This window comes from Kocuria tytonicola, from assembly GCF_003687175.1.
In the GTDB taxonomy this organism is placed as follows: Bacteria; Actinomycetota; Actinomycetes; order Actinomycetales; family Micrococcaceae; genus Kocuria; species Kocuria tytonicola.
In genome coordinates, this window is the sequence record NZ_RDEX01000004.1 from 16,547 (window position 1) to 36,345 (window position 19,799).

At 71.4% G+C, this 19,799-nt stretch carries 16 protein-coding genes, 1 tRNA gene, 1 other RNA gene and 1 pseudogene; 5 read left to right on the forward strand and 14 right to left on the reverse strand.

From position 1 onward, the window contains the following. Positions 1-68: 68 nt before the first annotated feature. Genes EAE32_RS11165 through EAE32_RS11185 form a run of 5 tightly spaced genes read right to left on the reverse strand, consistent with a single transcriptional unit; the run spans position 69 to position 4,790 of the window. Positions 69-722, reverse strand: a complete 654-nt coding sequence (locus EAE32_RS11165) for a response regulator transcription factor (RefSeq protein WP_121846124.1) — start codon at positions 720-722, stop codon at positions 69-71. Between the two features lie 21 nt (positions 723-743). After that, positions 744-1,574: a glycosyltransferase family 2 protein gene (locus EAE32_RS11170; RefSeq protein ID WP_243635704.1), complete on the reverse strand. Its 831-nt coding sequence runs from the start codon at positions 1,572-1,574 to the stop codon at positions 744-746. Positions 1,575-1,585: 11 nt separating this feature from the next. Beyond that, complete coding sequence (locus tag EAE32_RS11175; RefSeq protein WP_121865225.1) at positions 1,586-2,656, reverse strand: glycosyltransferase; 1,071 nt, start codon at positions 2,654-2,656, stop codon at positions 1,586-1,588. Beyond that, a complete protein-coding gene (locus tag EAE32_RS11180; RefSeq protein WP_121865226.1) occupies positions 2,653-3,714 on the reverse strand; it encodes a glycosyltransferase in 1,062 nt (353 codons plus the stop codon). The genes EAE32_RS11175 and EAE32_RS11180 overlap by 4 nt, the downstream gene beginning before the upstream one ends. After that, positions 3,711-4,790, reverse strand: a complete 1,080-nt coding sequence (locus tag EAE32_RS11185) for a glycosyltransferase family protein (RefSeq protein WP_121865227.1) — start codon at positions 4,788-4,790, stop codon at positions 3,711-3,713. The genes EAE32_RS11180 and EAE32_RS11185 overlap by 4 nt, the downstream gene beginning before the upstream one ends. A 258-nt stretch (positions 4,791-5,048) precedes the next feature. Here EAE32_RS11185 and def point away from each other — a divergent pair, with 258 nt between their 5' ends. Then, a complete protein-coding gene (gene def / locus EAE32_RS11190; protein WP_121865228.1) occupies positions 5,049-5,618 on the forward strand; it encodes a peptide deformylase in 570 nt (189 codons plus the stop codon). A gap of 66 nt (positions 5,619-5,684) precedes the next feature. Here def and EAE32_RS11195 read toward each other — a convergent pair whose 3' ends face one another. The 4 genes from EAE32_RS11195 to EAE32_RS11210 all read right to left on the reverse strand — a co-directional run bounded on the left by EAE32_RS11195 (position 5,685) and on the right by EAE32_RS11210 (position 8,808). After that, positions 5,685-6,458, reverse strand: a complete 774-nt coding sequence (locus EAE32_RS11195; RefSeq protein ID WP_121865282.1) for a YaaA family protein — start codon at positions 6,456-6,458, stop codon at positions 5,685-5,687. A 14-nt stretch (positions 6,459-6,472) separates the two neighbouring features. Then, an RNA gene (gene rnpB, locus EAE32_RS11200) (RNase P RNA component class A) lies at positions 6,473-6,851 on the reverse strand. A 169-nt stretch (positions 6,852-7,020) separates the two neighbouring features. After that, a complete protein-coding gene (locus EAE32_RS11205; protein WP_121865229.1) occupies positions 7,021-7,749 on the reverse strand; it encodes a zinc ribbon domain-containing protein in 729 nt (242 codons plus the stop codon). Between the two features lie 174 nt (positions 7,750-7,923). Continuing rightward, positions 7,924-8,808, reverse strand: coding sequence for a Nif3-like dinuclear metal center hexameric protein (locus tag EAE32_RS11210; protein ID WP_121865230.1), 885 nt, complete (start codon positions 8,806-8,808; stop codon positions 7,924-7,926). A gap of 69 nt (positions 8,809-8,877) precedes the next feature. On the opposite strand from EAE32_RS11210, the gene msrA reads away from it, so the two are divergent. The 3 genes from msrA to epsC all read left to right on the forward strand — a co-directional run bounded on the left by msrA (position 8,878) and on the right by epsC (position 11,165). After that, complete coding sequence (gene msrA, locus EAE32_RS11215) at positions 8,878-9,417, forward strand: peptide-methionine (S)-S-oxide reductase MsrA (RefSeq protein WP_121865231.1); 540 nt, start codon at positions 8,878-8,880, stop codon at positions 9,415-9,417. A 113-nt stretch (positions 9,418-9,530) separates the two neighbouring features. After that, entirely contained in the window at positions 9,531-10,466 is a 936-nt protein-coding gene (cysK, locus tag EAE32_RS11220; RefSeq protein ID WP_121846227.1) for a cysteine synthase A, read from the forward strand. A 114-nt stretch (positions 10,467-10,580) separates the two neighbouring features. Then, positions 10,581-11,165, forward strand: coding sequence for a serine O-acetyltransferase EpsC (epsC, locus tag EAE32_RS11225; RefSeq protein WP_121846228.1), 585 nt, complete (start codon positions 10,581-10,583; stop codon positions 11,163-11,165). A 115-nt stretch (positions 11,166-11,280) separates the two neighbouring features. On the opposite strand, the gene gndA is transcribed toward epsC, so the two are convergent. Then, the gene (gene gndA, locus EAE32_RS11230) at positions 11,281-12,738 is read right to left on the reverse strand and encodes an NADP-dependent phosphogluconate dehydrogenase (RefSeq protein ID WP_121865232.1); all 1,458 of its coding nucleotides are present in this window, start codon (positions 12,736-12,738) and stop codon (positions 11,281-11,283) included. A gap of 385 nt (positions 12,739-13,123) precedes the next feature. On the opposite strand from gndA, the gene EAE32_RS11235 reads away from it, so the two are divergent. Next, positions 13,124-13,199 (forward strand) — tRNA-Val (locus tag EAE32_RS11235). A gap of 64 nt (positions 13,200-13,263) precedes the next feature. On the opposite strand, the gene EAE32_RS11240 is transcribed toward EAE32_RS11235, so the two are convergent. From EAE32_RS11240 to dnaE, 4 genes and pseudogenes are all read right to left on the reverse strand, one after another. Continuing rightward, on the reverse strand, positions 13,264-13,905 hold the full coding sequence (locus EAE32_RS11240; protein ID WP_121846230.1) for a GNAT family N-acetyltransferase: 642 nt from the start codon (positions 13,903-13,905) through the stop codon (positions 13,264-13,266). 327 nt (positions 13,906-14,232) lie between these two features. Continuing rightward, positions 14,233-14,682 (reverse strand): annotated as a pseudogene (gene nrdR / locus EAE32_RS11245) (transcriptional regulator NrdR); the annotation flags it as partial. Between the two features lie 3 nt (positions 14,683-14,685). Next, positions 14,686-16,107, reverse strand: coding sequence for a histidinol dehydrogenase (gene hisD / locus EAE32_RS11250; protein ID WP_121865283.1), 1,422 nt, complete (start codon positions 16,105-16,107; stop codon positions 14,686-14,688). Between the two features lie 178 nt (positions 16,108-16,285). Beyond that, positions 16,286-19,780 carry a DNA polymerase III subunit alpha gene (gene dnaE, locus EAE32_RS11255; protein WP_243635707.1) on the reverse strand — a complete coding sequence of 1,165 codons (3,495 nt, stop codon included), beginning with the start codon at positions 19,778-19,780 and terminating at the stop codon, positions 16,286-16,288. Between the last annotated feature and the right edge of the window lie 19 nt (positions 19,781-19,799).

Genomic DNA, 19,799 nt, shown 5'->3' on the forward strand with positions numbered 1-19,799 from the left:
CCGCGGTCCGGTGTTCCGGTGGCCCGGGGCCAGTGGTGCGAGGTCTGCCCACCAGGCCAGGAGCGGACTCAGACCATGGTGACGCGGCGGTGCTGACTGCTGGGGTCCATGCCGTGCTGCACGCCCCACAGCACCGCCTGGCTGCGCCGCTCCACGCCCATCTTGCGGTAGGCGGAGCGGATGTAGGACTTCACGGAGTTGATGCTGAGGTAGCAGCTGCGGGCGATCTCGTCGTTCGTGAACCCCTGGGTGATGAGCGCCACCACCTCCGCCTCGCGTGCGGACAGCCCCTCGCCGCGTCCCGGCCAGTCCGGCGGGGCGATGCCCTCGCGCACGGGCTCGGGGAGCACTACTCGTTCCCCCTCGTGCACGCGCACCAGCGCGTCCCCGAGCGCCGCGGCGCTGAGCTGTTTGGAGAGGTACCCGTGCATGCCGAGCCCCAGTGCGTCGTCCACCTGGTCCGCCTCCACGTTCCACGTGTACATGACCACCTTGTGGCACCGGGGGTCGTCCAGCAGCTGACGTATCTCCCGCGCGCCGCGGTTGGTGGCGGCAAAGGCGTCGTAGAGCACCACGTGAGCGGTGTCCCGTGGAGTGTGTCCGGAGTCCAGCTCCACGACCTGCAGCCGCGGATGGCCGGCCAGCATGCGCGCGACCCCCTCCACGACCACCGGGTAGTCGTTGATCAGGGCCAGGGAGATGTCGGGGTGACGGGAATTCACCCCACGAGCATAATAGTAAGCTCACGCATCATTGTTCGAACCGTGTTCGACAATCTGCCAGTCCTCCCCCGTGCGCGTGACGTGCCCCAGCGCCGCCAGTTCCCGCAGCCAGCCCTCCATGGGATCGAACCCCCACGTGCGCCGGAAGAGGTTGGCGTTGCGTGCGATCGCGGCGGCGTGCTGGACCGGCGGCGACTGGGTGGGGTGGTACTGGTGGTAGGCGGCGGCCCCGCCCAGCCACCACAGCTGGCCCCCCGCCGCGGCGAGTCGCTGGCCGAAGTCGGTGTCCTCGCCGCCGTAGCCCACGTAGCGCTCGTCGAAGCCCCCGGCGGCGTCCCACGTGGCCACCGTGCACGCCATGGAGAGGGACCACAGCAGGCGCGGGTCCGCGCGCTCCAGCTCCCCGGGAGCGGGCAGCACCCGCACCGCGTGGTCGCGCCCCACCCGGGCGACCCGCCCGGGTGTGTAGTCGGCCTCCGCCATGCCCTCGGGCAGGTACTGCACGCGCCCGCTGACCACCGCACGGCTGTCCCCCAGCCGCTCCAGTGCCCGCGCGTAGTCCCGCACCAGGTCACGGTGCGGGAGGCAGTCCACGTCCAGCAGCACCACACGGTCCGCTCCGAGGGCCGCGGCGCGGGACACCCCCGCGTTGCGCGCCGCCGCGAGCGGGAGCCCGTCCGCCACGAGGCAGTCCACGACGTCCGTGGGCACCTCGCTGCGCGCCCGCGCCACCTCGTGGATCCCGGGATCCCCCATGCTCACCACCACGTGGACGAGCGGTGGCTCACTCTGGGCGGCCACCCACTCGCGCTGACGCCGCAGGTGCTCGTGGCGCCCGCTGGCAATCGTCACCAGGGCGGTCCTCACGCCCCACCTCCGCTCAGCACGGCCTCCAGCGCGCGGGCCGCGCGCCGGGCGCCGTCGCCGTGGCGCCAGAGGGACCAGCGCGACCCTCCCAGCTGCCCGGCCCGCCCCAGCAGTCCGGGCCACTCGGCCGCTGCGGGCCACTCGGAGAGCCCCACGCAGATCCCCGCCCGGTCGAGCGCGGCCGCGGTGGCCAGCTGCTCGTCGTGCGGCCGCGGCTGGGCCACCACCACGGCCCGTGCGCCCACGGCGGAGAGCTCCGCAACGGCGTTGTTCCCGCCGTGGGTGACCACCACCGCGGCCTCCTGCAGCTCGCGCCACAGGTCGGGCGAGGGATTGTCCGGGGTGCGCACGGTCCACGTCCAGCCGGGTGTCGCCGCACGGGCGGCCTCGATCTCCGCCTCACCCACGACGGTGCCCCCGCGCCCCCACACCACGAGCACCGAGTTCCGCTGGGCCGCGCCGTCTGCCGGCTCCGCGGCACCGCCGGCGGACGACGCCGCCCGGTCCGGTCCCGAGCGCCCCGCACCCTGGTCCGCGCCGGACTCCGGCTCCGGGGGTCGCGAGGGCACGTCGAAGCGGGAGATCGCCCCGGTGAACATGGTCTTCCGGGTCCACTCCCCGGGCCAGTACGGCTCCGCGGTCTCACGGGACCACGGTGCGACCAGGGCGGTGGCGGCGTCGTACGCGGCACGGTGCGTGCGGTCGGTGCGGTCCCCGCGCATGGCCATCACCGCGGTGGGCACGCCCATGAGTCGCGCCAGCAGGGTGACCTCCGCTGAGGTGTCGGTGACCATCAGCTCCACGTCCGTGCGCAGCCGATCAGCCAACAGGCCCATCCGCTCGCGGTGGCCGGGGTGGTGCAGCGGCGCCCAGTGCAGGACCCCGTTCGCGGTGGGATCCGCGGGGTGTCCGGCGTCGTCCGGGGGCAGCTGGACCCACTCGCCGGGCCAGTCCGCGGGACGCTCCAGCGAGCTGAAGCCCACCACGCCGGTCGTGAGCTCCCGGGCGATCTGCACGGCCCGGTTGCGGTGCCCGAGGCCGTGGTGGTGGACGTAGTAGCCGATCACGCGTGCACCAGCTCCCGGTAGAGATCGGCATAGGCATCCACGGTGGCCTCCAGCGAGCAGTTCTCGAGCGCGTAGCGGCGCACCCGGGCACGGTCCATCGCGACCACGAGCGGCAGCATGGCGGCGGCCCCCGCCACGGTCTCGGCCTCGCTCACCCCCGGTTGGGACGTCAGGCCGCCCGGGAAGCGGACGATCTCGCTGAGTCCGCCGCGGGCCACCGCGAGCACCGGGGTGCCGCACGCCATGGCCTCGGCGGCCACGAGACCGTAGGGCTCCTCCCACGCCGGTGTCACGAGGCTCGCAGCGCTGTGCCCGGCGAGCTCCCGCAGCTGCTCGGTGTCCAGGTGCCCCACGTAGGTGATGTGCTCGTCCAGCAGCGGTTCGAGCTTCGACTCGAAGTACTGGCGGTCCGCGATCGGCCCGGCGATCCGCAGCCGCCGGCCGGCCTTGCTCGCGATCAGCGCGGCCACGTGCGGTGCCTTCTCCGGGACGATCCGCCCGGACCACACCAGGGCGTCCCCGCCCGGGCCCGGGCGCCATTCGTGGGGGTCCACCCCGTTGCGGATCACACGGGCGGGTGTCACGGTGCTCCACAGCTGGGCCACGGAGTCGCTGACCGCCACGGTGTGCGCGGTGGGGGTGAGCCGCAGCGCGGGCTCCAGCCACGGGGTGACCGGGGTGTGCAGGGTGGTGACCATGGGCTGCGGGATGGCCGCGGACATCACGATGGGCAGGAAGTGCAGGGAGTTGTTGTGCACCACGTCGATGTCCGGGCGGTTCCCGAAGGCCCGCATCACCTGCATGTAGGAGAACGTCTCCCGCACCTGCGCCTCCGGGGGCATGGCGACGTCGTTGCGGGCCGCGTCGCTCAGCACGAGGGGCTGCACGTCCAGCTCCTCGATGCCGAGCCGCGGGTCCGAGCCGGGCGCGGCGAAGACCACCACGTCCATGCCGCGGCGCCTGAGCCCGCGGGCCAGGTGCCACGTGAAGGACTCCAGGCCGCCCGAGAACGGCGGGATGATCGGAAAGCGGTCGTGGGCGAGCAGTGCCACCTTCACGCGGCACCCCCCTCCCCCGGGGTGCGCGCGGCCACGGCACGGCGGTAGACCTCGGTGTGGGTCGCCGCAATACGACGTCGCTGGGCCGCCCGCTCCCGGGCACTCGTCTGCCAGGGGCCCAGACCGGGAAGCGCCGCGAGCGCGGCGCCGACCTGGGCGGCGTCGGGCGCCCCGGAGTCGTCCCAGTCGAAGCCCAGCACGCCGGGGTGCTGGTCGTGGTAGAAGCCCACGGTGGGTGCCAGCACGTGCGTGCCGAGGTCGTGGCACAGCTCGAGCCAGCCCGAGTGGGTGCCGAAGCGGTAGGCGAGCACGGAGAGGTCCAGGCCGCGCAGGTAGTCCCGCAGCTGCTCGTCGGTGTAGATCCCGTGCACGTGGACCGTGACGCCCTCGGTGTGCCGGGCGGCCTCGAGCAGCTCCACCACACGGGCGTCGTGGTGCCGCGCACCCGTGGTGACCACGTCCGTGTGGGCGTCCAGCACCAGGCGGATCGCGCCCTGCGCGGCGTGCGCCATGAGCAGGCGGGCCAACGGGAGGGGGTTCATGTTGGTGCGCAGGCTCTTGAGGTGCAGTCCCACGGTGGGGACTTCCGGCACGGGCGCGTGTGTCCGCCAGGAGTCCAGCGGCAGGACGTGCGGGTGGGGCACCACGGTGGCGCTGCGGCCCCACCGGCGCTCGATCTCGCGGGCTGCTCCCGCGGTGAGCGTGATGAGCTCGTCCGCGCCGGGAACCAGCACGTCCAGCGCGGCGTCCTGGGCGGTGGGATCCTCCTGGTGCGGGTTGCGCAGGTCGTGCACGGTGTAGACGAGCGGCTTGCCGAGCTCGCGCAGGGTGGCCACGATGCGCTGCAGGGTCTGCGGAGGGGTCTGATCGAAACCGAAGTGCAGGTGGTAGACGTCGAACTCCGCCGCGTGCCCACGGATCCAGGTCTCGTCGAGCATCACCAGCGGCCACCAGGGAGCGCCGGGAACGGGGTGTGCGGGCGCGGGGTCCGGCAACCGGTGGACGGCCTGCGGACCGGCGGGGTCACTGAGGTGCTCGACGTACACGTGACCGTGGGGCAAAGACGCGACCCTCACTCGGTGGGACCTCCTGCGGTAGACGAACGGTGCCGTGGCTGGGTGCCCGCGCGGGCACCGTGTCCCGCTCAGCGGATCACCGCACACGGGTGGAGTGCGCTCCGTTCCTCGGGCGGCCCCGGGCGACGATACACATCTTACTGACGGTTCCGACACGATATATTGTCCTGCGGCCGTGCGGAACACCGGCCACCGCCGCCGCCGGCACGAGCCGCGGACCGGTCCCACCACCACACGCGATTCCTCGAGGTACCCAGCATGAGCATCCGCCCCATCGTGATCTCCGGCAACCCCGTGCTGCACCACCCCGCGGCGCGGGTCACGGAGTTCGACGACGCCCTGCGCGAGCTGGTCGCGGACATGCACGAGACCATGGACGCCTCCCACGGTGTGGGTCTCGCGGCACCGCAGATCGGGGTGGGACTGCGGATCTTCACCTACCTCTACGAGAACGAGGACGGCGTGGCCCCCCGGGGGACGCTCGTCAACCCGGTGTTGACCACGGGCAAGATCGCCGAGACGGCCCCGGACCCGGACGAGGAGTCCGAGGGCTGCCTGTCCGTCCCCGGGCAGGCCTGGCCCCTCAAGCGCGCGGACTGGGTCCGGATCGCGGGCCAGAACGAGAACGGGGACCCCGTGGCGTTCGAGGCGAACGGCTGGTTTGCCCGGGTGATGCAGCACGAGTACGACCACCTGGACGGCAAGCTCTACGTGGACCGGCTCAACCCCAAGTGGTCGAAGAAGGCCCGCAAGGCCATCACCAAGGAGGGCTGGGGCACGGACTCCACCTGGTTGCCCGGTGTGGACGAGGACCCGTTCGGCCACTGAGCCGGTTTCCCCGGCGGACTGGCGGGCCGATGGAGCCGGCCGGTGCCGGGGCAGGACGTCACAACATCAGGACGTCAGGACGACCGTCAGCACACCCGCCGCGCGGCTCGTGGGCTCCTCCAGCTCCACCGTCCAGTGCTGGGACAGCGCGTCGCGCACCTGCTCGACGGTGTCCACCGCTCCCCCGGCGCCGCGGAACTCGCACAGTGCCCGTGCCACGAGGCCGCGCGTGTGCTTGGCGTGGTGCGAGACGACCGAGCGCGTGCCGTCCAGCTTTTCCTGCTCCACGCGCACCGTGACCGCGCGCGGCACCGGAGCCTTCCACGCCGCGGCGTAGGCTGCGGACCGGCAGTCCACCACCACCTGCTCCGCAGCGAGCTCGCCCAGCACCGGGGCGAGTCGAGGCTTCCACCAGGTGCTCAATCTCCCCGTGCCCGGCAGCACCGTTCCCATGGACAGCCGGTAGGCAGGAATCCGGTCCGTGGGCCGCACCGCCCCCCAGAGCGCGGAGACCACCAGGAGGCTCTCGTCCGCCACGGCGCGCGCTTCTGCCGACAGGGTCGAGGCACCCAGGGCGTCGTAGAGCACGCCCGTGTAGACCTCCAGGGCCGGCGCGGCGGGTGCGGTGTCGAATGCGAGGTTGCGGGCGACGTCGTCCGCGAGCGAGGGCCCCACGCCCAGCACCGCGAGCGCGTCCTCACGGGCGCTGACCTCCGCGAGGTGACGGACGAGCTGTGCACGGTCCGGGGTCAGCGCGGGAAGGTCCAGCGCGTCGAGGTCAAGGGGAGCACCCGCAGCCGGGGCGGTCTTCGATTCGGAGGGCGGCAGGAGAATCAGCACCCCACGAGTGTAGGTGGACAGGTGGGCCTGTGAGCCGGGTTCTGTGCCGCGGCCGGTTGCCCGCACCGCGGTGACGACCATCCATCTAGGCCGTGCGTTGCCGCACGGCTCGAGCAGCCTACCCGGACGCTCGGGCGAGCAGCCCTCGGTCGCGCCCTGCGTGGCCTTGCTCCGGACGGGGTTTACCGAGCCGCGCCGGTCACCCGGCGCGCTGGTGGTCTCTTACACCACCTTTTCACCCTGACCCGCGCGTGGCGGGCGGTCTGTTTTCTGTGGCACTGTCCTGCGGGTTTCCCCGAGTGGGTGTTACCCACCGTCCTGCTCTGCGGAGCCCGGACTTTCCTCGAGACGCCGTCACGAACGACGACGCCGCGCGGTCGCCCGGCCCACCTGTCCGCACCGATCCTACCGCGCCCGCGCGCCCCGGTCCGGCGCACTCGGACCCGCGGTGCCCCGCCCACGAGAACGGTGGACTCCTCCGCACCCGGCCCGGGCGGTCGGCCGCCCGATGCCGCCCACTGCACGGGCGCCCGACCGGGCGCGGGCAGAGGACCCTGCGCGGTCACAGCACGAGCATCGCCGAGCACTCGGGGCACTGCGGGATCGCGGTGTCCGGAGTGGCCTCGAGTGCCGCGGCGTCCGCGGGACTCAGGCGCGTGCCGCACGCGCCGCACGTTCCGTTCTCATAGCGGGCCACGGCGATGCGTCCTCCCCCGCGGGCGTTGCGCAGCCGGTCGTAGCGCCGCAGGAGCGGCGAGTCCGTGATGGCCGACGCCCTGCGATCGCGTTCGGCGGTGAGCCGGGCGTGCTCCTCCTTGAGCCGTGCGAGTTCGGCGTCCCGTTCGGCCACCGCGGCCCGGGCCTCGGCGTCCGCGGCGCGCAGCAGGGGCTGCTTGCGCTCACGATCGGCGGCCACCTCCTCGGCGTGGTCCATGGCCTGCAGCTGCGCCTCCTCCGCCCGCTCCCGCTGCGCCGTGAGGGTCTCGATCTGGTGCTGGATGCCCATCAGGTCCTTGGAGGTCCCGCCCGCGTTGAGCCGCTCGGTGTCCCGGTCGATCCTGGTCTGGATCTCGACCACCGTGGCCTCCGCCTGCTGAACGGCGTCCTGGGCCTGTCCCACCGCGGCGTCCAGCTCACGGGCCGCGGCGATCGCCTGGGTGCGGCGGGCCATCAGGGCCGCCACGTGCTCAGAGGTCTGCAGCTCCTTCGCGCGCGCCAGCCTGGTGAGCAGACGGGAGTCCACCGCCTGCAGCTCCAGCAGGGCGGGAAGGGATGAGCGGGACGTCGTCATGGGGTTCTCCTCGGGGTGGTGCAGGTCGGGGCGGGGTGGGGGTGCATCGGGCTCGGGGCGGAGCCGGCGCCGGGATGGCGCGGTGATCGCGCCCGTCCCGAGCCTGCGCGCCGCCGGGCGGTCCGACTGGTGACCACGCGCCGTCGTCGTCCCCGCCCGGTGGTGGGCCGTCGTTCAGTCGGCCGGAGCCCGCACCGTGAAGTCCCACGGGTCGGTGCGCAGGGTGCTCACGTGGATCGCCACGCGGAACCCCCGGGAGGCCAGAAGACGCTGCAGGTCAGCCGCGGCCCAGGGCAGCCACAGCGCCTCGCTCGCGGAGTGGGCGGCGTCGATCAGCGCGGGAGTCCCCCGCCGCCCCGGCCCGAGCGCCTGCTCCCGGGCCTCCGATGCCGGGTGGTGGCGTAGGTCCGCGGTCACATACACGTCCGCCCCGTGGGAGCGCACGGTCTCGAAGAGGGAGTCGCCCGATCCGCCGCACACCGCCACAGTGCTCACCCGACGATCCGGGTCCCCCGCCACGCGCAGCCCCTGCGCCGTTGCCGGGAGGCGGGCCGCAAGCCGGTCGGCGAGCTCCCGCAGGGTCACGGGCTCGTCCAGTGTGCCCACCCGGCCCAGCCCCGCGCGGGGGTCGCCGGCGCGCGGGACGAGCGGCGCGGCGTCGTCGGCATTGACCCCGCAGGCCGCGATCAGGGCGTCCGAGACGCCGCGACGCGCGGAGTCCGCGTTCGTGTGGCAGCTCAGCAGGGCGCACCGGTTTTCGACGAGCTCGTGCACGGTGCGGCCCTTGAAACCGTCCGCGGCCACGGAGGTGACACCGCGCAGCAGCAGGGGATGGTGCGTGAGCAGCAGGTCCGCGCCCGCTTCGACGGCCTCCCGAACCACCGCCGCCACCGGGTCCACGGCAAGGTGGATGCGCTGCACGGTGGCCTCAGGCCGTCCCACGGCGAGCCCTGAGGCATCCCAGTCCTCCTGCCACCGGAAGGGCCACAGGGTGTCCGCCGCGGCGACGACGTCCTGCAGCGTGGGGTGCGTGAGGGGGTTCGGGACTTCGGTGCTCATGGCCCCATCCTAGGAGCGCGGCGGGGCGGCGCCCGGGAATCTTCTGGCGCGTCACGCGTTGTACAGGGCATGACTTCATCCACACCGCAGACGTTCGTGCTGGCCGGTGGCTGCTTCTGGTGTCTCGACGCCGTGTACCGCAGGACGCGCGGCGTCCAGCGCGTCCGCAGCGTCTACACGGGCGGGCACACCGCCCACCCGGACTACGAATCCGTGTGCTCGGGAACCACGGGCCACGCCGAGGCCGTGGAGGTCACCTTCGACCCCTCCGTGGTCCCCGCGGACGTGATCCTGGACCTGTTCTTCACGGGCCACGACCCCACCACGCTCAACCGCCAGGGCTACGACGTGGGGACGCAGTACCGCTCCGCGATGTTCCCCGCGGACGCGGAGCAGAAGGCACTCTTCGAGGCCGCGATCACCCGTGTCCAGGACTGGTTCAAGGACCCCGTGGTCACCACGGTGGAGCCGCTGGGTCCGCTGCACGAGGCCGAGGACTTCCACCAGGACTTCTACGGCAACCAGCCCTTCAACGGCTACTGCCAGGTGATCATCAACCCCAAGCTCGCGAAGGTCCGCAAACGTTACGCCGTGTGGCTCACGGACTGAACCGGCTGGACAGCGCACCGATACGCTGAAACGGACTCTGGGCACTGCCGAACGGCACCGCTGAGCCGTCACGGCGAAGCACCGAACAGAACCTGCTGAACAGGAGACAGACGATGGGCAAGATCTACAACGACGTCACCGAGATCGTGGGGGGCACTCCCCTGGTGCGCCTCAACCACCTCGACGAGGACCTCCCCGGCAACGTGGCCGTCAAGCTCGAGTTCTACAACCCCGCCAACTCGGTCAAGGACCGGATCGGCAAGGCCATCGTGGACGCCGCGGAGGCCTCGGGGCAGCTCGAGCCCGGCGGCACGATCGTGGAGGGCACCTCCGGCAACACCGGCATCGCCCTGGCCATGGTGGGCGCCGCACGCGGCTACAAGGTCATCCTGACCATGCCCGAGACCATGTCCACCGAGCGGCGCGTGATGCTGCGGGCGTACGGCGCGGAGATCGTGCTGACCCCCGGTGCTGACGGCATGCGCGGTGCGGTGGACAAGGCCCAGGAGATCGTGGACACCACGGAGAACGCCATCCTCGCCAGCCAGTTCGCGAACCCGGCCAACCCCAAGGTGCACTACGAGACCACGGGCCCCGAGATCTGGAACGACACCGACGGCGCCGTGGACGTCTTCGTCGCGGGCATCGGCACGGGCGGCACGATCTCCGGGGCCGGCAAGTACCTGCGCGAGCAGAAGCCCGGGGTGCGCCTCGTGGCCGTGGAGCCCTCCGACTCCCCGCTGCTGACCGAGGGCAAGGCAGGTCCCCACAAGATCCAGGGCCTCGGCGCCAACTTCGTACCCGACGTCCTCGACCGCGAGATCTACGACGACGTCTACGACGTCACGGTGGAGAACTCCGTGAAGTACGCGCGCGAGCTGGGCTCCCGGGAAGGGATCCTGGGCGGGATCTCCACCGGCGCCATCATCTGGGCGGCGCTGCAGGAGGCCGCCAAGGAGGAGAACCGGGACAAGCTCATCGTGGCCGTGGTGTGCGACTACGGCGAGCGCTACATCTCCACGATCCTCTACGAGGACATCCGGGGCTGATCCCGCGCAGCACCCGTGAGTGCCCGGGACGCACCCCGTCACCACGCGTCCCGGGCACTGTCACGTGCTCGCTCCACCGTCATCCGAACCAGCACATTCAGGGGGGAAGCTCACGTGGGTTTCTGGCGCAGACTGCACGAAGACCTCGACACGGCCCGGGCACACGATCCCGCCGCGCGCTCGAGCGCGGAGATCCTCCTCAACTACTCCGGCCTGCACGCCATCTGGGCGCACCGGCTCTCCCACCGGCTGTGGCAGAACCCGGAACGGCGCCTCCTGGCCCGCACCGTCTCGCAGCTCGCGCGCTTCGCCACGGGTGTGGAGATCCACCCGGGTGCCACCATCGGGCGGCGCTTCTTCATCGACCACGGCATGGGCGTGGTGATCGGGGAGACGGCGGAGATCGGTGACGACGTGATGATCTACCACGGCGTGACCCTGGGCGGCCGCTCGCTGGAGCCCGTCAAGCGCCACCCCACGGTGGAGGACCGGGTGACCATCGGGGCCGGGGCCAAGATCCTCGGTCCCCTCACGGTGGGCCGGGACTCCGCCGTGGGCGCCAACGCGGTGGTGGTCAAGGACGTGCCCGAGGACTCCATCGTCACCGGCATTCCCGGCAAGATCCGCCGCCGCACCCCCGAGAAGCAGGAGCCGCTCGTGGACCCCGCCGCGTACATCGACCCCGCCATGTGGATCTGATCCGGCGGCCGGGTCACCACTCAGCCGGAAGAGAGGACGACGGGCCGGGTCCCCCACGGGGAGCCCGGCCCGTCGTCGCCTCACGTGCCGCGCACGCCGAGGTGCGGTGCCCGGCTCAGGAGACCACCTCGGCACGGTTCCCGCTCCACAGCACGTGGAAGCTGGAGTCCGGGTCGTCGATGCGCTTGTAGGTGTGCGCCCCGAAGTAGTCCCGCAGCCCCTGCGTGAGGGCCGCGTTCAGGCGCGGGCGGCGCAGTGCGTCGTAGTACGCGAGCGCCGAGGAGAACACCGGGGCGGGGATGCCGCGCTCGACGGCGCGTGCCACCACGCGGCGCCACGCCGGCAGGGCGTCCTCGATGGAGGTCACGAACTCGGGGGCGAACAGCAGGTTCAGCGGAGCCTTGTCCCCCTCGTACGCGGCCATGATCACGTTGAGCAGCTCGGCCCGGATGATGCAGCCGTTGCGCCACAGGCTCGCGATCGTGGCGAGGTCCAGGTTCCACCCGTACTCCCGCCCGGCCATGGTGAGCATGTCCAGGCCCTGGGCGTAGGAGACCAGTTTGGAGGCGTAGAGCGCCTTGCGGACGTCGTCCACGAACCCGGGGTCCTTCACGACGTCCTCGGTGGTGTCGCCGATGCCCGCGGGCAGCACTTCCTGGGCCTGCTTGCGCATCGCCGGCTCGGAGGAGGACAGCGCACGGGCGAAAACGGACTCGGCGATGGCCGTGACGGGAGAACCCAGTTCCAGGGCCTCCTGCACGGTCCAGCGTCCCGTGCCCTTCTGACCGGCGGCGTCCGCCACGATGTCGATGAACGGCTTGCCGGTCTTCGGGTCGACCTGGCGCAGCACCTGGGCGGTGATCTCGATCAGGTAGGAGGACAGCTCGGTGGTGTTCCACTCGTCGAACACGTCCGCCTGCTCGGCGGGCTCCAGCCCGGCCACGGAGCGCAGCAGCTCGTGGGCCTCGCCGATGACCTGCATGTCCGCGTACTCGATGCCGTTGTGCACCATCTTCACGAAGTGCCCGGCACCGTCGGTGCTGATCCACGCGCAGCACGGGGCGCCGTCGTCCGCCTTGGCGGAGATGTCCTCGAGCATGGGCCCCAGGGTCTGGTACGACTCCTCGGAACCGCCCGGCATGATGGACGGCCCGTTGAGAGCGCCCTCCTCACCACCGGAGACACCCACGCCCACGAAGTGCAGGCCCTTCTCGGCGCACTCGCGCTCCCGGCGGCGGGTGTCCTGGAAGTACGAGTTGCCGCCGTCGATGATGATGTCGCCCTCGTCCAGCAGCGGAGTGAGCTGCTCGATCACGGAATCCACGGGAGCCCCCGCCTTGACCATGATCAGCACGCGGCGCGGACGCTCCAGGGAGTCCACGAGGTCCTGCATGGTCCGCGTCCGGATGAAGTCGCCCTCGGAGCCGTGCTCCTCGATCAGGGCGTCCGTCTTGGCGGAGGACCGGTTGTGCAGCGCCACGGTGTACCCGTGGTGTGCGAAGTTGCGAGCGAGGTTGGCGCCCATCACGGCCAGGCCGGTCACGCCGATGTCTGCTTTCTTTTCTGCTGCCATGGCTCCTAGCCTACGCACCCTGGCCGACACGGCGCACCGCCCGGGGCGGCGTCCCCCGCGGGGAGAGGGCGGGCATGGAAGAAGCCCGGAACCACGTGATCCTGGGCTTCTTCTGCAGTGGTGGAGACCGACGGAATCGAACCGCCGTATCTGTCACGCCCGAAAGCGATCAAGCGCACCAGCGTCCCCTTGCCGTTCGCTACTCTCGCACCGAACTCCTCAAGCTTAACGCATCGTGACGCCCACGTGTCAAACGCACGGCGGGCGCGCTTCAGGTCACGTGCGCAAGCTCACGACCACCCCGCTGGGTGGGGCCGCGGTGTGCCGGTAGGCTGGCTCCCAATCGGGTGCTGGCAGCTGTACCAGTCGTGCCCACCCGATCCCCGGGCCTTTAGCTCAGCTGGTAGAGCGCTACGTTTACACCGTAGATGTCGTCGGTTCGATTCCGGCAGGGCCCACCACCACATGCCTGCGTCCCCGAGGACGGCGGGCGCCGGCAACGGTCCCCGCTGCGCGAACTCCCGCTCACGCCGTGGGCGGGCGCCACATCCCCAGGGCATCCACGGTGCCCCGGCTCGGCACCGGCCCGCGCGAGCGGAAACCGAAGCGCTCGTAGTACGGCACGAGATCCGCCGTGGAGGCTTCCAGGTAGGCGCCCACGTGCTGCCGGTCCACGGCGGCCAGCCGGTCCCGGATCAGCAGGCTGCCCACGCCGGCACCCCGCACGTCGGGCAGGGTCCCCACGGCCTTGAGGTACCAGTGCGGCGCGCACGGGTGCGCGCGGTGGGCGAGGAGCTCCGTGATCAGGGCGTCCGGGACCCGATGACGGAAGACGCGCAGGTACGTGAGCAGTCCCGGGATCATCCCGGCCAGCGACACCTTGCTCCCGGGCGCCTCCCACAGCGCCACCCCCAGCGGCTGCTGCTCGCCGGCCCGCACGGCGAGGTACGCGTGACCCCCGGCCCCGAACGTCTCGCGCACGATCCGCTCCCACATCCTCGTGAGCGACGCCGTCACGTCCCCGTGGGGCAGCAAGCCCACCACGTGCGGGTCCACGGCGAACGCGGCACCGAGAGTGGCTGCCGCACGAGCGGTGTCCGCGGGTGCTGCCGGGACCACCTCGATCTGTCCTGCACTGGTCTCGCCTGAGTTCTGCTGATCCGTCACGAGGCGAGGGTAGCAGTCCGGGCACCGGTGTCCCCCGCGGCTCGTCGGTGTCCGCCGCTCCCCGGCCCGGGGCGGGTCACGGCACCGGCACCGAGCGGCCCGTCACAGCAGCCGCGGCTGCGTGATGCCCTCCGCAGGCTTCTTCGGCCGACGACGCCGCGGCGCCGCGGCCTTCTCGCTCGCCGCCTGTTCCGCTCCCGCCTCGGAAGCGTCCTGGTCCGGGGCTGCCTCGGCGTCCTGCGGACCCTTCCTCGCCGGGCGGCGTCGTGGGGCCGTGCCCGCCGTGGTCCGTCCGGCGGGCGGGACGAGCGTCTGCTGCCCCGCGAGCTCCGCCTGCTGGTCCCGCAGCACGTCGATGGCCCGTTCGAAGTCCTCGAGGTCCTCGAACGCCTGGTAGACCGACGCGAAGCGAAGGTAGGCCACCACGTCCAGGCGGCGCAGGGGCGGCAGGATCGCCAGCCCGACGTCGTGCGCCTCGACCTCCGCGCTGCCCGAGGCGCGGATGGACTCCTCGACCTCCTGCGCGAGCATCGCGAGGTCGTCCTCGCTCACGGGGCGGCCCTGGCACGCCTTGCGCACACCGTTGACGATCTTCTGCCGGTCGAACGGCTCGGTCACCCCGGAGCGCTTGATGACCGAGATGGACGTGGTCTCCAGCGTGGAGAACCGCCGACCGCACTCCGTGCAGCGGCGCCGACGGCGGATGGAGGTGCCGTCGTCCGAGGTGCGGGAGTCCACAACCTTGGAGTCGTTGTGGCGGCAGAACGGGCAGTGCACGGCTCAGCCCTCCCGGGGCGGGGTGGGGGACGCGGCCTCGGCGCCGTCCTGGACGAGGGAGTCCGCCCGGACGCGGGCCGGCTCGGAGCGGATGGTCACCGCACGGCCGTGAGCGGGGAGGTCCTCGCTCGCGGCGAGCGCCACGATGTCCCCCTCGAGCTGCGCGAGCGCCTCCCGGTCGTACTCGATGACCTGCACGGCCTTCATGAACGACGCGGTCTGCAGGCCCGAGGTGAAGACCGCGGTGCCACCCGTGGGGAGCACGTGGTTGGAGCCCGCGGCGTAGTCGCCGAGCGGGACCGGGCTGTAGGGGCCCACGAAGACCGCGCCCGCGTTGCGGATGCGCCCGGCCACCGCGCGGGCGTCGCGCGTGTGGATCTCCAGGTGCTCCGCGGCGTAGGCGTCGGCCACCGCCACGGACTGCTCGAGCCCGTCCGTGAGGACCACGCCCGACTGCGGCCCGCGCAGCGCGGTGGCGATCCGTTCGCGGTGCCGGGCCGCCGGGACCTGCGCGGCGAACTCGTGCGCCACCGCGCGGGCCAGCTCCGGGGAGTCGGTGATCAGCACCGATCCGGCGGCGGGGTCGTGCTCCGCCTGCGAGATCAGATCCGCGGCCACGAAGCGCGGATCCGCAGAGTCGTCCGCGAGCACCGCGATCTCCGTGGTGCCTGCCTCGGCGTCCACGCCCACCACGGAGCGCAGCTGCCGCTTGGCGGTGGCCACGAAGATGTTCCCGGGCCCGGACAGCGTGTTCACGGGCTCCAGGACGTCCTGTCCGTCCGTGACGCCGTGGGCCATGGCCGCCAGGGACTGCGCGCCTCCCACGGCCCAGACCTCGTCCACGCCCAGCAGCCCGGCGGCCCCGAGGACCACGGGGTGCGGGAGACCGCCGAACTCCTTCTGCGGGGGTGAGCACAGCACCACGGACTCCACGCCCGCGGCCTGCGCGGGGACCACGTTCATGACCACCGAGGACGGGTAGACGGCCAGTCCTCCGGGGATGTAGAGCCCCGCCCGGCGCACGGCCTTCCAGCGGTGGTGCAGCGTGGCCCCGGGGGCGACCTCCACGGTGGCGTCCCGCGGGCGCTGGGCCCGGGCGAAGGCCCGGGTGCGCTCGATCGCGGTCTCCAGCCCGTGCCGCACGGCAGGGTCCAGCCCGGCCACGGCCTGTTCGATGTCCTCGGGGGCCACGCGGATGCGGTGCTGCGCGACGCCGTCGAAGCGCTGGGCGAGCTCGCGCAGGGCCCCGGCCCCCCGGGTGCGCACGTCCTCGATGATGGCCCGCACGCTGTCCTCGGCCTCGGCCACCGACGACGCCGCCTGGCGGGGCACCGCCCTCCGCAGCTCGTCCCAGCCCAGGTGCTGACCGCGCAGGTCGATCACGCGCAGGTACGCCTCGGGCAGGCCGGAATCGGTGGACGTCATGGTGTGCTGGTTCACCGGTCCAGTCTACAATCGCGCGTCCACCGCACCACGCGACGCCACCACGCGAGGACTCGGGAGCGTGCCGGGCGGGAGCGGGCGGGAGCTGGCCCGGCGCACGAGCCACGGAGCAGTCCCGCCTCGCACACGTGGCGCGCACCCCACCGGGGTGCCCGCAGACTCACGCCTCGAGGCACGCCGGTCCGAGCAGCACCTTGAGGTCCCCGAACAGCGCGGGCGAGGGATTCACCCGGTACTCCGGTCCCAGCCGCATGATCTGGGTGCAGCGCCGGGTGTCCAGGTGGATCCTCACCTCGGAGTCCCCCTTGTGGTTGCGCAGCACCTCCCCGATCTGGCGGATCGTGGCCTCCGTGGCGCGGTGCTCGGGCAGGGCCACGCACACCGGCCCCGAGGAGCCGTCCACGCTGAGCTCGGGCACCGTGAGCTCCTGGGCGGAAATGGTGATGGAACCGTCGTCGCGGCGCTGCATCCGGCCCTTGATCACGCAGATCAGGTCCTCGGTGAGCACCCCGGCGATCGGCGCGTACGCCTTGCCGAAGAACATCACCTCGATGGACCCGGAGCGGTCCTCCAGCTCCACACGGGCGTAGGCGTTGCCGGAGGATTTCGCGATCCTGCGGGACAGGGACGTGATCATGCCGCCGATGGTGACCACGGCGCCGTCGGGCCGGGTGTTCTCCTCGGTGAGCAGCGGGGCGATGGCCGTGTCCGTGTACTGGCCCAGGGCGTCGTCGAGCCCGCGCAGGGGGTGGTCCGAGACGTACAGCCCGAGCATTTCCCGCTCGAAGGCAAGCAGGTCCTTGCGCTCCCACTCGGGAACGTCCGGGACCTCCACGGAGAAGGTCTCCTGGTCCTCGTCCTCGGAACCGCCCATCGAGAAGATGTCGAACGTGAACTCCCCGTTGTCCTCCTTCTTTTTCTGCGCCACGACGTCCTCGACCGCCTGCTCGTGGCACATCACGAGGCTGCGGCGGGTGTGGCCCAGCTGGTCGAAGGCACCGGCCTTGATCATGGACTCGATGGTGCGCTTGTTGCAGACCACGGCGGGGACCTTGGCCAGGAAGTCGTTGAAGGACGTGAACTTCCCCTGCTCGTTGCGGGCGTCCACCATGGCCTGGACCACGTTGGCGCCCACGTTGCGCACCGCGCCCATGCCGAAGCGGATGTCCGAGCCCACAGGGGTGAAGTTCAGCTCGGACTCGTTGACGTCGGGCGGCAGCACCGTGATGCCCATGTGACGGCACTCGGTGAGGTACATGGCCAGCTTGTCCTTGTCGTCGCCCACCGAGGTGAGCAGCGCGGCCATGTACTCGGCCGGGTAGTGCGCCTTGAGGTACGCGGTCCAGTAGGAGACCAGACCGTAGGCGGCGGAGTGGGCCTTGTTGAACGCGTAGTCCGAGAACGGCAGCAGGATGTCCCACAGGGCCTTGATGGCCGCCTCGGAGTACCCGCGGTCCACCATGCCCTGGTGGAAGCCCTGGTACTGCTTGTCCAGCTCCGCCTTCTTCTTCTTGCCCATGGCGCGGCGCAGGATGTCCGCCTGGCCCAGCGAGTAGCCGGCCACCTTCTGGGCGATGGCCATCACCTGCTCCTGGTAGACGATCAGGCCGTAGGTGGTGCCCAGGATCTCCTCGAGCGGCTCCGCGAGCTCCGGGTGGATGGGGGTGATCTCCTGCGCCCCGTTCTTGCGCAGGGCGTAGTTCGTGTGGGAGTTCGCACCCATGGGCCCCGGTCGGTAGAGGGCGATGGTCGCGGAGATGTCCTCGAAGTTGTCGGGGCGCATGAGCTTGAGCAGCTGGCGCATGGGCCCGCCGTCTAGCTGGAACACGCCGAGCGTGTCCCCGCGGGCCAGCAGCTCGTAGGAGCCGGGGTCGTCGATGGGCAGGTGCTCCAGGTCCAGCACGAAGCCGTCCCGGTTGAGGCTGATGTTCTCCAGGGCGTCCGAGATGATCGTGAGGTTGCGCAGCCCCAGGAAGTCCATCTTGATGAGCCCCAGGCCCTCGCACGTGGGGTAGTCGAACTGCGTGATCACCTGACCGTCCTGCTCGCGGCGCATGAGCGGGATGATGTCGATCAACGGGTCCGAGGACATGATCACGCCCGCGGCGTGCACGCCCCACTGGCGCTTGAGTCCCTCCAGGCCCTGGGCGGTCTCGAAGACCTTCATGGACTCCGGGTCGTCCTCGAGCACCTCGCGCAGCTCGCCGGCCTCGTCGTAGCGCTTGGCGTCCTTGTCGTAGACGTCCTGCAGGGAGATGCCCTTGCCCATCACGTCCGGCGGCATGGCCTTGGTGAGCCGCTCCCCCATGGAGAACGGGTAGCCGAGCACGCGGGAGGAGTCCTTCAGCGCCTGCTTGGCCTTGATGGTGCCGTACGTGACGATCATGGCCACGCGCTCGTCGCCGTACTTCTCCGTGACGTAGTGGATCACCTCGGAGCGGCGGCGGTCGTCGAAGTCCACGTCGAAGTCGGGCATGGACACGCGGTCCGGGTTGAGGAAGCGCTCGAAGATCAGACCGTGCGCCAGGGGATTCAGCTCGGTGATGCGCATGGCGTAGGCCACCATGGAACCGGCGCCCGAGCCACGGCCCGGGCCCACACGGATGCCGTTGTCCTTGGACCAGTTGATGAAGTCCGCGACCACCAGGAAGTAGCCGGGGAAGCCCATCTGGATGATGATCTTCTTCTCGTACTCCGCCTGCTCCCGGACGTCGTCCGGGATGCCGTCCGGGAAGCGGTAGTGCAGCCCCTTCTCCACCTCCTTGATGAACCAGGAGGTCTCGTCCTCGCCCTCGGGGGTGGGGAAGCGCGGCATGTAGTTGGCGGAGGTGTCGAAGTCCACCTCGCAGCGCTCCGCGATCTCCAGCGTGTTGTCGCACGCCTCCGGGAAGTCCCGGAAGAGCTCGCGCATCTGCTCGGGGGACTTGAGGTAGAACTCGTCCGCGTCGAACTTGAACCGCTTGGGGTCCTGCAGCGTGGAACCGGACTGCACGCACAGCAGCGCGGCGTGGGACTTGGCGTCCTCGGCGTGCGTGTAGTGCAGGTCGTTGGTGGCCACGAGCGGAAGGCTGAGATCCTTGGCCAGGCGCAGCAGGTCCTGGGTGACCCGCTTCTCGATCCCCAGCCCGTGGTCCATGAGCTCGCAGTAGAAGTTCTCGGCACCGAAGATGTCCCGGAACTCGGCGGCGGCCTTGACGGCCTCGTCGTACTGGCCCAGCCGCAACCGGGTCTGCACCTCGCCGGAGGGGCACCCAGTGGTGGCGATCAGGCCCTTGCCGTACTGGTTGAGCAGCTCCCGGTCCATGCGGGGCTTGTAGAGCTGGCCCTCCAGGGACGCCTTGGTGGAGGCCCGGAAGAGGTTCTGCATGCCCTCGCTGGACTGCGCGAGCAGGGTCATGTGGGTGTACGCGCCGGCACCGGAGACGTCGTCCCGGCCGCCGTCCGCGAACTTCACGCGCGTGCGGTCCTGACGGGCCGTGCCCGGGGTGAGGTACGCCTCCACGCCGATGATGGGCTTGATGCCGGCGGCCTTCGCCTTGCTCCAGAAGTCGAACGCCCCGAACACGAAGCCGTGGTCCGTGGTGGCCAGGGAGTCCATGCCCAGCCGGTGGCACTCCTCGAAGAGGTCGTTCAGGCGCGCGGCACCGTCCAGCATGGAGTACTCGGTGTGCACG